12 protein-coding genes are annotated in these 14227 nt (G+C 62.1%); 9 read left to right on the forward strand and 3 right to left on the reverse strand.

Going from position 1 to position 14227, the window contains the following annotated elements:
* Positions 1-134 precede the first annotated feature (134 nt).
* The 4 genes from BLR63_RS17515 (at position 135) to BLR63_RS17530 (ending at position 3482) form a co-directional block, all read left to right on the forward strand.
* On the forward strand, positions 135-1109 hold the full coding sequence (locus BLR63_RS17515; protein WP_010565662.1) for a 2-hydroxyacid dehydrogenase: 975 nt from the start codon (positions 135-137) through the stop codon (positions 1107-1109).
* Positions 1110-1241: 132 nt separating this feature from the next.
* Positions 1242-2144, forward strand: a complete 903-nt coding sequence (locus BLR63_RS17520; protein ID WP_010565663.1) for a chemotaxis protein CheV — start codon at positions 1242-1244, stop codon at positions 2142-2144.
* A 3-nt stretch (positions 2145-2147) separates the two neighbouring features.
* On the forward strand, positions 2148-2630 hold the full coding sequence (locus BLR63_RS17525) for a GNAT family N-acetyltransferase (protein WP_010565664.1): 483 nt from the start codon (positions 2148-2150) through the stop codon (positions 2628-2630).
* Between the two features lie 108 nt (positions 2631-2738).
* The gene (locus BLR63_RS17530; RefSeq protein WP_042947011.1) at positions 2739-3482 is read left to right on the forward strand and encodes a YkgJ family cysteine cluster protein; all 744 of its coding nucleotides are present in this window, start codon (positions 2739-2741) and stop codon (positions 3480-3482) included.
* Positions 3483-3489: 7 nt separating this feature from the next.
* On the opposite strand, the gene BLR63_RS17535 is transcribed toward BLR63_RS17530, so the two are convergent.
* Together BLR63_RS17535 and BLR63_RS17540 are read right to left on the reverse strand one after the other, a co-directional pair.
* Positions 3490-4260 (reverse strand): transporter substrate-binding domain-containing protein, encoded by a 771-nt coding sequence (locus BLR63_RS17535; protein WP_010565666.1) that lies wholly within the window; start codon positions 4258-4260, stop codon positions 3490-3492.
* 171 nt (positions 4261-4431) lie between these two features.
* The gene (locus BLR63_RS17540) at positions 4432-4665 is read right to left on the reverse strand and encodes a hypothetical protein (protein WP_010565667.1); all 234 of its coding nucleotides are present in this window, start codon (positions 4663-4665) and stop codon (positions 4432-4434) included.
* Between the two features lie 214 nt (positions 4666-4879).
* Here BLR63_RS17540 and BLR63_RS17545 point away from each other — a divergent pair, with 214 nt between their 5' ends.
* From BLR63_RS17545 to BLR63_RS17565, 5 genes are all read left to right on the forward strand, one after another.
* Entirely contained in the window at positions 4880-6046 is a 1167-nt protein-coding gene (locus tag BLR63_RS17545; RefSeq protein ID WP_010565668.1) for an efflux RND transporter periplasmic adaptor subunit, read from the forward strand.
* Entirely contained in the window at positions 6043-9138 is a 3096-nt protein-coding gene (locus BLR63_RS17550) for a multidrug efflux RND transporter permease subunit (protein WP_010565669.1), read from the forward strand. Before BLR63_RS17545 ends, BLR63_RS17550 begins: the two co-directional genes overlap by 4 nt.
* Before the next feature lie 9 nt (positions 9139-9147).
* On the forward strand, positions 9148-9825 hold the full coding sequence (locus tag BLR63_RS17555; RefSeq protein WP_010565670.1) for a heavy metal response regulator transcription factor: 678 nt from the start codon (positions 9148-9150) through the stop codon (positions 9823-9825).
* Positions 9815-11179, forward strand: a complete 1365-nt coding sequence (locus BLR63_RS17560) for a heavy metal sensor histidine kinase (protein WP_010565671.1) — start codon at positions 9815-9817, stop codon at positions 11177-11179. Before BLR63_RS17555 ends, BLR63_RS17560 begins: the two co-directional genes overlap by 11 nt.
* 425 nt (positions 11180-11604) lie before the next feature.
* Complete coding sequence (locus BLR63_RS17565) at positions 11605-13101, forward strand: diguanylate cyclase (protein WP_042947012.1); 1497 nt, start codon at positions 11605-11607, stop codon at positions 13099-13101.
* A 177-nt stretch (positions 13102-13278) separates the two neighbouring features.
* On the opposite strand, the gene lpxC is transcribed toward BLR63_RS17565, so the two are convergent.
* On the reverse strand, positions 13279-14190 hold the full coding sequence (gene lpxC / locus BLR63_RS17570) for a UDP-3-O-acyl-N-acetylglucosamine deacetylase (RefSeq protein ID WP_010565673.1): 912 nt from the start codon (positions 14188-14190) through the stop codon (positions 13279-13281).
* Positions 14191-14227: the final 37 nt, after the last annotated feature.

Below are 14227 nucleotides of genomic sequence, written 5' to 3' on the forward strand. Positions count from 1 at the left end.
CCGCAAATGTGGGACGGGGCTTGCTCCCTCCCACATTTAGCCCCTGACCGCTTTGGATCTGCGGTGTCCTGACAATTGCCGGCAGGAATGTTAGCGTGCTTGGCATTCTTCCGTAGTCGATGAGCCCGCCAGCCATGAGAAAGACTGTCCTCGCCTTCAGCCGTATCACCCCGCCGATGATCGAACGCCTGCAACAGGAGTTCGAGGTGATCGTGCCGAACCCGAAGCTGGGCGATATCAACGCGCAATTCAATGAAGCCCTGCCCCACGCCCATGGCCTGATCGGCGTGGGCCGCAAGCTGGGCCGCGAGCAGTTGCAAGGCGCGAGCCAGCTGGAGGTGGTGTCGAGTGTGTCGGTGGGCTACGACAACTATGACGTGCCGTACTTCAACGAGCGCGGGATCATGCTCACCAACACCCCCGATGTGCTGACCGAAAGCACCGCCGACCTGGCGTTCGCCCTGCTGATGAGCAGCGCGCGCCGCGTGGCCGAGCTGGACGCATGGACCAAGGCCGGCCAATGGAAAGCCAGCATCGGCGCGCCGTTGTTCGGTTGCGACGTGCACGGCAAGACCTTGGGCATCGTCGGCATGGGCAATATCGGCGCGGCCGTGGCCCGGCGTGGGCGCCTGGGTTTCAATATGCCGATCCTCTATAGCGGCAACAGCCGCAAGCCGGCGCTCGAACAGGAGCTGGGCGCGCAGTTCCGCAGCCTGGACCAGTTGCTGGCCGAGGCGGATTTCGTCTGTCTGGTGGTGCCGTTGAGCGACAAGACCCGTCACCTGATCAGCACCCGAGAACTGGGCCTGATGAAGTCCAGCGCGATCCTGATCAATATTTCCCGTGGCCCGGTGGTGGACGAACCGGCGTTGATCCAAGCGCTGCAAACCCAGCGCATCCGCGGCGCAGGCCTGGATGTGTATGAGCGGGAGCCGCTGTCTGAGTCGCCGCTGTTCCAACTGAGCAATGCGGTGACCTTGCCGCACATCGGCTCGGCCACCACCGAAACCCGTGAAGCCATGGCCAACCGCGCGCTGGACAACCTGCGCAGCGCCCTGCTCGGCCAGCGCCCGCAGGACTTGGTGAACCCGCAGGTGTGGAAGGGCTGATCGATAACCCGTGTGGGGGCCAACCGCCCCCCGCACGGGCGCGACCGGAGACAAAATCCGGTTAAAGCCCGGCCCTCCCAAGTCGATAACCTGCCATAGAAGATCGTCATCCCTGATTCACAGAAGGTTCTTATGTCCACCACTAAAGCCCGCGCAGACTCACTCTCGCTTCTGCTCTTTACCTTGCGTAGCGGCAAGCTGATGGCCATCAACCTGCTGAAAGTCAGCGAAATCATCCCTTGCCCACCGTTGACCAAGCTGCCGGAGTCGCACCCCCACGTCAAAGGCATCGCCACCTTGCGCGGTAACTCACTGGCGGTGATCGACCTGAGCCGCGCCCTGGGGGAAATGCCCCTGGAAGACCCGGATGGCGGCTGCCTGATCGTCACCGACGTGAGCCGCTCCAAGCAGGGCCTGCATGTGCAGGCGGTGAGCAAGATCGTGCACTGCCTGACCACTGACATTCGCCCGCCGCCCTATGGCTCCGGCGGTAACCGCGCGTTCATCACCGGCGTCACCCAGGTGGAAGGCGTCTTGGTGCAAGTGCTGGACATCGAAAAAGTCATCCATGCCATCGCACCGGCACCAATTGAAGTGGCGCCCACCGACTTGACCATGGAAGAGGCCGAGGTACTGGGCAACGCCCGTATCCTGGTGGTCGACGACAGCCAGGTGGCCCTGCAGCAGTCGGTGCATACCCTGCGCAACCTTGGCCTGCACTGCCACACCGCGCGCAGTGCCAAGGAGGCCATCGACGTGCTGCTGGAACTGCAAGGCACGGCTGAGCAGATCAATGTGGTGGTGTCCGACATCGAAATGTCGGAAATGGACGGCTATGCCCTGACCCGCACCCTGCGCGAAACCCCGGATTTCAAGGACCTTTACGTGCTGTTGCACACCTCCCTGGACAGCGCGATGAACAGCGAGAAGGCGCGCCTGGCGGGTGCCGACGCGGTACTGACCAAATTCTCGTCGCCCGAACTGACCAAATGCCTGGTGGTGGCCGCCCAGACCGTGGCGCAAAAAGGCCTGTAGCCGGTGAGCGGGTATTACCAACTGCTGCGCCGCGACCTGAGGGGCAGCCTGCCCGCCCCGCAGTGGCCGGCGCATACGCAACTGGATCACTACCGCGAAGCACTGGCCCCGTCGATTCATGCCGTATTGCGCATGACCCAGGACCAGGGCGGCGGTCGGGTTCCCGACCTGGACACCTGGCAACACCAATTCGTCAGCGATGCCGAGTTCGACCCCACGCTGTGCCTGGTGGTCAGCAACGACCAAGGCATACTCGGCGTGGCCCAGTGCTGGACCAGCGCGTTTATCAAGCACCTCGCCGTACACCCTTGCAACCAGGGCCAGGGGCTGGGCCGCGCGTTGCTGCTGCACAGCTTCCAGGTGTTCAAGCAACGCGGCGAACCCTACGTGGACCTCAAGGTGCTGGAGAGCAACCTGCGCGCGCGACAGCTATATGAAAGCGCTGGAATGGTGTTCGTGCTGCGCGACAGGGTCAGCGACGATTGACCGTCACTGGCGCATAACTTGCTTCCAGCCTTCAGAAACGGTGCAAAGACGTCAAAACCCGTCACCGCTCCTGCGTGCCCTCTGACCTAGCCTGGTGACAGATCCGCCATGAACACTCATTTTTCCTGCGTCGGTTGCGGTAAATGCTGCACCGACCATCATGTCCCCCTGACCCTCGACGAGGCCCGTATGTGGGCCCGCGACGGCGGGAGCGTCATCGTTCTGGTGGAAGGTTTCCTGGCCGATGGCCTGGGCTTGCCGCCGGCGCAGCGCGAACATGCCGAGCGACGTTCGGTGGCAGTCCCAAGCGGCAGCACCAAAGCGTTTGTGGCCATCACCTTCGCTGCCTACAACCCCGGTCGCTGCCGGAATCTTGACGAAGACAACCTCTGCCGCATCTATGAACGTCGCCCGCTGGTGTGCCGTATCTATCCGATGGAGATCAACCCGCATATCCCGCTGAACCCGGCTGCCAAGGAATGCCCGCCGCACGCCTGGGAGCAGGGACCGGCGCTGATCGTCGGCAGCGAGTTGGTGGACCTGGAACTGGCGCAGTTGATCCAGCGCTCACGCCAGGCCGACCGCGATGATGTGCAGACCAAGGAGGCGGTGTGCGCCTTGCTCGGTATTCGCACCACTGCACTCAAGGGCGATGGGTTTACCGCCTACCTGCCGGACATGGGCGCGTTTGCCCAGGCGATCGCGTTGGCGGCGGATCAGCCACACGTCGCCAATGGGTGGGTGTTTCACGTGTCGGGGATAGACATCGCCGAACAGTTGCTCGACGCAGGGGCGCAGATTGCCACCGAAGTGCCGGCCAATTATGCGTTTATCCCGTTGAAGGCGGCCTGAGCGGAACTCACGAGGCGTCCAGAGGATAGGATGCAAGGATTCGCTGGTATTCGCCGTTTTGCATCAGCTCCTCCAGGGCACGGTTGAGCTCATGGCGCAGCGCCGTGTCGGGCTTGCGCACCGCGATCGCCACGCCGTTGCCCAACAGTTCGGCCGAAACGGCGGGCCCCAGAAAGGCGAAATCCTGGCCGGCGGCGGTGTCGAGCAGGGCTTGCCGAATCTCCACGGTGCCTTGCAGGGTCGCGTCGATGTCGCCGGCCACCAGGCTGCGGACCAGTTCGTCATTGAGCCAGAAACTCTTGACGATCACCCCGCCGGGCGCCCATTTGGAGTGCGCGAAGGCCTCGCGGTTGCTACCCAGCAATACGCCCACTCGCTTGCCCTTGAGCGAACTGACGCTGGGTGTCAGGCCCGAGTCTCGGCGAGCGACCAGACGGGTGGTGAACGGGTAGAGGTTATCGGTGAAATTGGCCCAGCGCCGCCGTTCGGAGGTGGGGGCCATGCCCATGATCGCGTCGAATTGGCGGGCATCGAGGGCCGGGAAGTTTTCGACGACCACCTGGTCGACCCAGGTGCAGCGCACATTCAACTGCTGGCACAGGGCATTGCCCAACTCGATATTCAGGCCGACCAACTGCCCTTGCGGGTTGCGGCTCTGGAAGGGGGGAAATTGCGCGGCAACGGCGAAACGGATTTCGCGCCGCGGTGAATCGAACGCCGCAACGGTATTGACCGAGAGCGACAGGGCAAGCGCTACACCGATATGTATCAGGGCCACGGGGAACGTCCTTTTCCGGAAAGACCAGCCTCACCATCCCCCTCCCCGGCAAGAACAATCGGGGCGGGAGCGGAGGCTGTGCAAGCTTTCAAGAAACGGGCGTGGGCATACAAGCAGAAATATCAGCGCGAGCCGTAGGCAATGTCCGGCACAGTTTTCGGCTGATTAATCTCAGCGTTTACCCATCGAGCGACGAGTACCCGGCGGCGCCATGCCCGGCGACTTGGTGTGGCCATTTTTGGCGCCATTCTTGTACCACGGCTGGGCGGCATGCTTGGCCCCGGCCAGTTCACCCGGCTTGAACGGAAACTTGAACGCCGGGATCTCGGCCTTTTCCACGCTTTCAGCGCTGGCCGGATCGACGAGGTCGGCCGTTTCAACAGGGGGTTGTGTCGGGGAAGTCATGGAAGCTCCGGAGCGTGCAAAAAATGATGCGGGCCCAGCTTGCGGGCCACACTGGCGCGCAGTATACCTGCGCCCCTCGGATCTTTAACCACTGCCTGTACGAATGGTCGGCCTTTACTGACAGCGCTGTCAGTTAGCCGTCACCTTGCTGACCGGGTTGACGGGCTATAAAGACCCTACATTCTTCCAACCCTTTGCCCCGGCGCCTCACTCCATGCAAATACAACGAAAAACCGCCCTGATCGTGGGTGTCCTCGTCGTGCTGGCTATTGTCGCCTGGGCCTTGACCCGCCCGACCAAGTCCAGGCTGGCGGCGCCCACGGCGATCCCGGTGCGGGTGGTCAGCGTGGCGCAGCAGGATATTGCGCGTTATGTCAGCGGGATCGGTTCGGTGTTGTCGATGCACAGTGTGGTGATTCGTCCCCAGGTCGACGGCATTCTCACCCGATTGCTGGTCAAGGAAGGCCAATGGGTCAAGACCGGCGACCTGCTGGCGACCCTCGATGATCGCTCGATCCGCGCCAGCCTCGACCAGGCCACGGCACAACTGGGGGAAAGCCAGGCACAGTTGCAAGTGGCCCTGGTCAACCTCAAGCGCTACAAGGAACTGAGCATCGACGACGGCGTATCCAAGCAGACCTACGACCAGCAGCAGGCGCTGGTCAACCAACTCAAAGCCACCGCCCAAGGCAACCAGGCGGCCATCGACTCGGCCAAGGTGCAGCTTTCCTACACACAAATTCGCTCACCGGTGACGGGCCGTGTGGGTATTCGCACCGTTGATGAAGGCAACTTCCTGCGCACCAGCGATACCCAGGGCCTGTTCTCCGTGACGCAGATTGACCCGATCACCGTCGAGTTCTCCCTGCCGCAACAGATGCTGCCGACCCTGCAAGGCCTGATCGCCGCGCCCACCCCTGCCAGCGTCGACGCCTACCTGGGCGCCGACACCGACGGCCAGACCGGCGACTTGCTCGGTGAAGGCCACTTGAGCCTGATCGACAACCAGATCAGCTCCACCACCGGCACCCTACGCGCCAAAGCCGAGTTCAAAAACGCCTCGCAACGCCTGTGGCCGGGGCAACTGGTGACGATCAAGATCCAGACCGCCCTCGACAAGAACGCCCTGGTGGTGCCGCCGACCGTGGTGCAACGCGGCCTGGACTCGCACTTCGTATACCGGGTCAACGGTGACAAGGTGGAAGTGGTGCCAGTGCAGGTGACTTACCAGAACAGCGACGTGAACATCATCAAGGGCGTGCAGGCCGGCGATGTGCTGGTCAGTGATGGCCAGTCGCGGCTCAAGGCGGGCGCTCGGGTGGAGGTGCTCAAGGAGCCGCCGCAAGTGATCCAGACCGTCGACGCCAAGGTGCAACCATGAGCGGCAGCCGTTCACCGTCGGCCTGGTGCGTCGACCACCCGGTCGCCACCCTGCTGCTGACGTTCGCCCTGGTGTTGCTCGGGCTGATTGCCTTCCCGCAACTGGCTGTCGCCCCACTGCCGGAAGCGGAATTTCCGACGATCCAAGTCACAGCGCAATTGCCCGGCGCCAGCCCGGACACCATGGCCTCGTCGGTGGCCACGCCCCTGGAAGTGCAATTCAGCGCCATCCCCGGCATGACCCAGATGACCTCCAGCAGTGCCTTGGGCTCCAGCCTCTTGACCCTGCAATTCACCCTGAACAAAAGCATCGACACTGCGGCCCAGGAAGTCCAGGCGGCGATCAACACCGCCTCCGGCAAACTGCCCAGTGATATGCCCAGCCTGCCGACCTGGAAAAAGGTCAACCCGGCGGACAGCCCGGTGCTGATCCTCAGCGTCAGTTCCGACAGCATGCCCAGCACCGAACTGAGCGACTACGTGGAAACCCTGCTGGCGCGGCAGATCAGCCAGATCGATGGCGTCGGCCAGATCAACATCACCGGCCAGCAACGCCCGGCGATTCGTGTGCAGGCATCGCCCGATAAACTCGCGGCCATCGGCCTGACCCTGGCCGACATCCGCTTGGCGATCCAACAGTCGAGCCTGAACCTGGCCAAAGGCGCGATCTATGGGGAAAACAGCGTGTCGACCCTGTCGAGCAACGACCAGCTGTTTCAGGCGGACGACTATGCCCAATTGATCGTGTCCTACAAGAATGGCGCGCCGGTTCAACTGCGCGACATCGCCAAAGTCGTCGACGGTTCGGAAAACGCCTACGTCCAGGCCTGGTCCGGCGACACACCGGGGGTCAACCTGGTGATCTCGCGCCAACCCGGCGCGAACATCGTCGAGACCGTCGACCGCATTCAAGCGGAACTGCCGCGCCTGCAGGCCATGCTGCCGGCCTCGGTGCAGGTCAGTGTGTTGAGCGACCGCACCAAGACCATCCGCGCGTCCCTGCACGAAGTAGAAGTGACCCTGCTGATCGCAGTGTTGCTGGTGGTGGCGGTGATGGCGTTGTTCCTGCGCCAGCTGTCGGCGACCTTGATTGTGTCCAGCGTGCTCGGGGTGTCGCTGATCGCCAGTTTCGCCTTGATGTACGTGATGGGCTTCAGCCTGAACAACCTGACCCTGGTGGCGATCGTCATCGCCGTGGGCTTTGTGGTGGACGATGCAATCGTGGTGGTGGAAAACATTCACCGCCACCTCGAGGCCGGACTCGGCCAGCGCGAAGCGGCGATCAAGGGCGCCGGCGAGATTGGCTTCACCGTGGTGTCCATCAGCTTCTCGCTGGTGGCGGCGTTCATTCCGCTGCTGTTCATGGGCGGCGTGGTCGGGCGTTTGTTCAAGGAATTCGCGCTGACGGCGACCTCGACCATCCTGATTTCGGTGGTGGTCTCGCTGACGCTGGCGCCGACCCTGGCCGCGCTGTTCATGCGCGCCCCGACCCATCCGGCCCACGACAAACCCAGTTTCAGCGAACGCCTGCTGGCCGGTTATGCGCGCAACCTGCGCCGCGCCCTGGCCCATCAACGCAGCATGCTGGCGATCTTCATGGTGACGCTGGCGCTGGCGGTGGTCGGCTATGTGTTTATCCCCAAGGGGTTCTTTCCGGTACAGGACACCGGTTTCGTGCTTGGCACCAGCGAAGCGGCGGCCGATGTGTCGTACCCGGACATGGTCGCCAAGCACAAGGCCCTGGCCGAGATCGTCAAGGACGACCCGGCGGTGCAGGCGTTTTCCCATTCGGTGGGGGTCACCGGCAGCAACCAGACCATCGCCAATGGCCGCTTCTGGATCGCGTTGAAAGACCGGGGCGATCGCGATGTATCCGCCAGCCAATTCATCGACCGCATCCGCCCGAAACTGGCGAAAGTACCGGGCATCGTCCTGTACCTGCGCGCCGGCCAGGACATCAACCTCAGCTCCGGCCCCAGCCGCGCCCAGTATCAATATGTGCTCAAGAGCAACGACGGCCCGACGCTGAACACCTGGACCCAGCGCCTCACCGAAAAACTGCGTGCCAACCCGGCGTTTCGCGACCTGTCCAACGACCTGCAACTGGGCGGCAGCATCACCCACATCAGCATCGACCGTCAGGCCGCCGCGCGCTTCGGCCTGACCGCCACCGATGTCGACCAGGCGCTGTACGACGCCTTCGGCCAGCGCCAGATCAATGAGTTCCAGACCGAGATCAACCAGTACCAGGTGGTGCTGGAACTGGACACCCAGCAACGCGGCAAGGTGGAAAGCCTGAATTACTTCTACCTGCGCTCGCCGCTGACCAATGAAATGGTGCCGCTGTCGGCGCTGGCCAAGGTCGATCCGCCGACCATCGGCCCCTTGTCCATCAGCCATGACGGCATGTTCCCCGCCGCCAACCTGTCGTTCAACCTGGCACCGGGGGTGGCGTTGGGCGATGCGGTGATCATGCTCGACCAGGCCAAGAACGCAATCGGCATGCCGACCACCATCATCGGCAACTTCCAGGGCGCGGCCCAGGCGTTCCAGAGTTCCCTGGCCAGTCAGCCGTGGCTGATCCTGGCGGCGCTGGTGGCGGTGTACATCATCCTCGGCGTGCTGTACGAAAGTTTCGTCCACCCGCTGACGATCATTTCCACCTTGCCGTCGGCGGGGCTGGGCGCGTTGATCATGTTGTGGCTGCTGGGCCAGGACTTTTCGATCATGGCCTTGATCGGCCTGGTGCTGCTAATCGGCATCGTCAAGAAGAACGGCATCCTGATGATCGACTTCGCCCTGGAAGCTCAAAGGGTCAGAGGCCTGCCGCCGCAGGAAGCGATCTACGAAGCCTGCGTCACGCGGTTCCGGCCGATCATCATGACCACCCTCGCCGCCCTGCTCGGCGCCGTGCCGCTGATGCTCGGCGCCGGCCCCGGCGCCGAACTGCGCCAGCCCCTGGGCATCGCGGTGGTCGGCGGTTTGCTGGTGAGTCAGGCGCTGACCTTGTTCACCACGCCGGTCATATACTTGTACCTCGAGAAGTTTTTCCACAGGCCCACACCAACGCCTGCGTTGGCGACCACACATTAAGGCGGGGTCATGCGCGTCCTGATCGTTGAAGATGAAGAAAAAACCGCGGACTACCTGCATCGCGGCCTGACGGAACAAGGCTACACCGTCGATGTGGCGCGCGAAGGCGTGGAGGGTTTGCACCTGGCGCTGGAGAACGATTACGCGGTGATCGTGCTCGACGTGATGCTGCCCGGCCTCGACGGCTTTGGTGTGCTGCGCGCCCTGCGCGCGCGCAAGCAGACGCCGGTGATCATGCTCACCGCCCGCGAGCGCGTGGAAGACCGCATTCGTGGCCTGCGCGAAGGCGCCGACGATTACCTGGGCAAGCCGTTTTCCTTCCTTGAACTGGTGGCGCGCCTGCAAGCCCTGACCCGCCGCAGCGGTGGCCACGAACCGGTGCAAGTGACGGTGGCCGACCTGTGGATCGACCTGATCAGCCGCAAGGCCAGCCGCAACGGCATGCGCCTGGACCTGACCGCCAAGGAGTTCTCGCTGCTCAGCGTATTGGCGCGGCGCCAGGGGGAAATCCTGTCCAAGACGGCAATAGCGGAAATGGTCTGGGACATCAATTTCGACAGCGACGCCAACGTGGTGGAAGTGGCGATCAAGCGCCTGCGCGCCAAGCTCGATGGGCCGTTCGACACCAAGCTGCTGCACACCATCCGTGGCATGGGCTATGTGCTGGAGAGCCGCAGTGTCGACTAATTCCATCGCCCTGCGCCTGAGCGGCATGTTCACCCTGGTGGCGCTGCTGATCTTCCTGTTGATCGGCGGCGCGCTCTATCAGCAGGTGGACCGTGGCCTGGGCCTGCTGCCGGAGGCCGAACTGGATGCGCGCTACAGCGTGCTGGAGTCATCGGTGACGCGTTTCGGCACGCCGGAACATTGGGTCAAGATCAAAGCCAAGCTCAAGTTGCTGGCGGAGGAAGACAAGCGCATCCGTTTCTGGGTGGTGAGCAGCGATCCGAACTACGAGTATGGCAACCCCGATGCACAGATCCGCGCCTTCGCCGCCGGCCCGACCGGCAAGCGCGACTTGCGCCTGGCCGGCCATGACGACCCGTTCAAAGTGCTGGTGAGCCAGTTCCCCGCCCAGGAGCAGCGCCCGCCGTTGCGCTTCATGATCGCCATCGACACCGAAAACTTCCGCGCCACCCAACACCATTTACTGGTGGCGCTGATCAGCCTGGCGTTTGTCGGCGTGGTCCTGGCCGCGCTGCTGGGGTTCTGGGTCTCGCGCATCGGCCTCAAACCCTTGGGCAGACTCTCGGACGAAGCACAAAAACTCGCACCGCCCAAGCTCTCGGGGCGCCTGCAACTGTCGCCATTGCCGCCGGAACTGCGCCAGTTCGTCAGCTCGTTCAACGCCACCCTGGATCGCGTCGAGCAAGCCTATTCACGCCTGGAGTCGTTCAACGCCGACGTGGCCCACGAACTGCGCTCGCCGCTGACCAACCTGATCGGCCAGACCCAGGTGGCGTTGACGCGCGGGCGTTCGGCCGAGCATTACTTCGAGGTCCTGCAATCGAACCTGGAAGAACTGGAGCGCCTGCGCTCGATCATCAACGACATGCTGTTCCTGGCCAGTGCCGACCAGGGCAGCAAGGCCACCAAACTGATCGAAAGCTCCCTGGCCGACGAAGTAGCGACCACCCTCGACTACCTGGATTTCATCCTCGAAGACGCCCAAGTCCAAGTGCGCGTACACGGTGACGCCGTGGTGCAGATCGAAAAAGCCCACCTGCGTCGCGCCCTGATCAACCTGTTGAGCAACGCGGTGCAACACACCGCGCCGGGACAGGTGATCGAGGTGAACATCGACGTACAGGCGCACCAAGTGGCGATCGGCGTGACCAACCCTGGCGACACCATTGCCAGCGAGCACCTGCCCCGGCTGTTCGAACGGTTTTATCGGGTGGATGCTTCGCGCAGTAACAGCGGGGCGAATCACGGGTTGGGCCTGGCAATCGTCAAGGCCATTGCGTTGATGCATGGCGGCGATGTGTTCGTGCGCAGCGAGCGCGGCGGCAACACCTTTGGCATCACCCTGCCCGTCTGAGCCCGGCAGGGGCCGGCCCCTACCCTTGCGATTTAGGTAACAGTCATTATCTTGTTACACTCTGTATCACACCGTTCACCTGCGTTAATTTGACGCATCGATGAGCGCGACGGCAAACACACCTGACCCGCTTACCCAAATTTCCCTCGACTTATTTCCAGGGCTCTACACTGGGAATCTGTCTTTAAAGCCGCTGAGTCCCAGCGGCTTTTTTTTGTCAAAAAGGCCACCTTCCGCCGCGACCTTGGCCTTACGTACAGCAGTGGTAATGGCTACTCGGCGGTGGATTGGGAGTGAATACCGGGTGATCGTGTCGTCTATCCGATCAATGTGTTGTAAGGCGCTGCGCTTTCTTTTCAACCAAACAATCAATTTTCATCGGGTACAACTAAACTGCCAGCATCTTCACCACTAAAGTCTGTCCGATGAGTCAACACCCTGCTCGTACCCCGCCTGAACGCCCAGAGCTGTTGCTGATGCTGGGCAGTGGCCTCGCCGTTGCGTTGATCGTGATCATGGTCTCGGCGTTGTTGATCCGCGAGCACACCAGCGCCCTACAGGCAGCCAAACGCTCAACCACTAACATTGCCCAACTGATCAATGCGGATGTGCTGCGTAACGTCGAGCTCTATGACCTCGCACTGCAAGGGCTGATCGCGGCCACGCAGCGCACGGATTTGTCCAAGGTATCGGCAGACATCCGACACCTGGTGCAGTTTGAACGGTCGGCGGCCGCGCCGTTCAAAGGCGAAGTGCTGTTGCTGGACGCCAATGGCAGCGTCGTCGCTGACTCCTCGACGCTCAAGCCGACCCCACGTAGCTTCGCCGATCGCGACTTCTTCCTCGCGCACAAAAATGCCACCCAGGCTGGCCTGTTCATCAGCCGTCCGTTCAAGATCCAGTGCAATTGCGAGCAGGTCTGGCGCATTGCATTCAGCCGCCGCGTCATCGGCGCCGACGGTGAATTCGCCGGAGTCGCGGTGGCCACCATGCGCCTGGCGTACTTCGATCAGTTGTTCAACAGCCTGACCATCGGCAATAGCAGCTCGGTCAACCTGCTGAACGACCACGGCATCCTCCTGGCCCAGCAACCGCTGCTGGAGCGCGACATGATCAACAAGGACCTGAGCGACTTTCCCAACTTCAAACGCATAGTGCGCGATGGAAGCGGCAGCTTTCGCGCCGTCTCAGGCATCACCGGCAAGGAGCGCTTGTACACCTTCAGCAACGTCGGCGAGCTGCCTCTGATTGTGGTGGTGGTGCTGTCCAGCGAGGATGTGTTCGCCCCCTGGAACCGCGCAGCGATGCTGACCGGCGGCGCCACCGGCATCCTGTGTATTGGCCTGTTATGGCTGACCTGGATGTTACGCCGGGAACTGCGACGCCGTTATCGCGCGGAGAAGGTGCTGTCAGAACTGGCAGCCACCGACGCACTCACCGGCCTGGCCAACCGCCGCATGCTGGACCAACGCCTGCGCCTGGAATGGGACCGCGCCCAGCGGTCCGCCGAACCGCTGACGCTGTTGATGATCGACGTCGACCATTTCAAGGCCTTCAACGACCGCCATGGTCATCACGGCGGCGATGAAGCGTTGCGCAACGTTGCCCAGGTGATCGGCAACAATATCCGGCGCCCGGCCGACCTGGCCGCACGTTATGGCGGGGAGGAATTCGCCGTGGTGTTGCCGGCCACCGACTCCAGAGGCGCATGGCTGATTGCTGAACATATCCGCAATGGCGTCGAGCACTTGCCACAGGTAGCCGGCGCCGAACGACCGATCACCGTCAGTATCGGTATGTGTACCTGGGATAAACGCAGCCGCCTGTCGCTGGAAACTTTGCTGCTCAGTGCCGACCAAGCGTTGTATGAGGCCAAGCACAGCGGACGCAATCGAATCGTGGAAGCTGAAAATCCCGCCTGATGTGCCTGTGGGTAGGAGCGAGCTTGCTCGCGAAGATCGCTAACGATGACGCAGCATAATCAGGCAACCCGCGGGGCCTATGGGTTTTTCGCGAGCAAGCTCGTTCCTACAGAATCGCATGCACATAAAAAAGGCCACCCGAAGGCAGCCCTAAAACTAAAGAAAGAGAGTTGTGACTTACACCGCCGCGACGGGACGCATGTAAGAGATCGGTGCGGTGCTGGCATCTTCGAAGGTCACGACTTCCCAAGCGTCTGTCTGCTCAATCAACTTGCGCAGCAGCTGGTTGTTAAGGGCGTGGCCCGACTTGAAGCCTTTGAACTCGCCTATCAGGCTATTGCCCAGCAGGTAGAGGTCACCGATTGCATCGAGGATCTTGTGCTTGACGAATTCGTCTTCGTAGCGAAGGCCGTCTTCGTTCAGTACACCATCCGCGTCGACCACAATGGCGTTTTCAACGCTGCCGCCGAGTGCGAGGTTGTGCTTGCGCAGGTACTCGATGTCACTCATGAAACCAAAGGTACGGGCGCGGCTGACTTCTTTTACGAACGAAGTGCTGGAAAAATCCACGCTTGCACTTTGGATGCGGTCACGGAATACCGGGTGATCGAAATCGATCTCAAAGCTCACTTTAAAGCCTTCGAACGGGACGAAGGTGGCGCGCTTGTCGCCGTCTTCTACTGTCACTTCCCGCAGAATGCGAATGAACTTCTTGGCTGCGTCCTGTTCTTCCAGGCCGGCAGATTGAATCAAGAATACGAAGGGGCCAGCGCTGCCATCCATGATCGGGACTTCGGACGCGGAGAGCTCGACGTAGGCGTTATCGATGCCCAGGCCGGCCATGGCCGAGAGCAAGTGCTCCACCGTGTCCACTTTGACGTCACCGTTGACCAGTGTGGTCGACATCGTGGTTTCGCCAACGTTTTCCGCGCGAGCAGGAATCTGCACCACAGGGTCCAGGTCGGCACGCACAAACACGATGCCGGTGTCGACAGGTGCAGGCTTGAGGGTCAGGTATACCTTCTCCCCGGAGTGCAGACCTACACCTGTGGCACGAATAATATTCTTCAGGGTGCGTTGTTTAATCATGGCTTGGACCGCTTCAGCGCAAATTGCGAACTGGTAT

Source organism: Pseudomonas extremaustralis, assembly GCF_900102035.1.
In the GTDB taxonomy this organism is placed as follows: domain Bacteria; phylum Pseudomonadota; class Gammaproteobacteria; order Pseudomonadales; family Pseudomonadaceae; genus Aquipseudomonas; species Aquipseudomonas extremaustralis.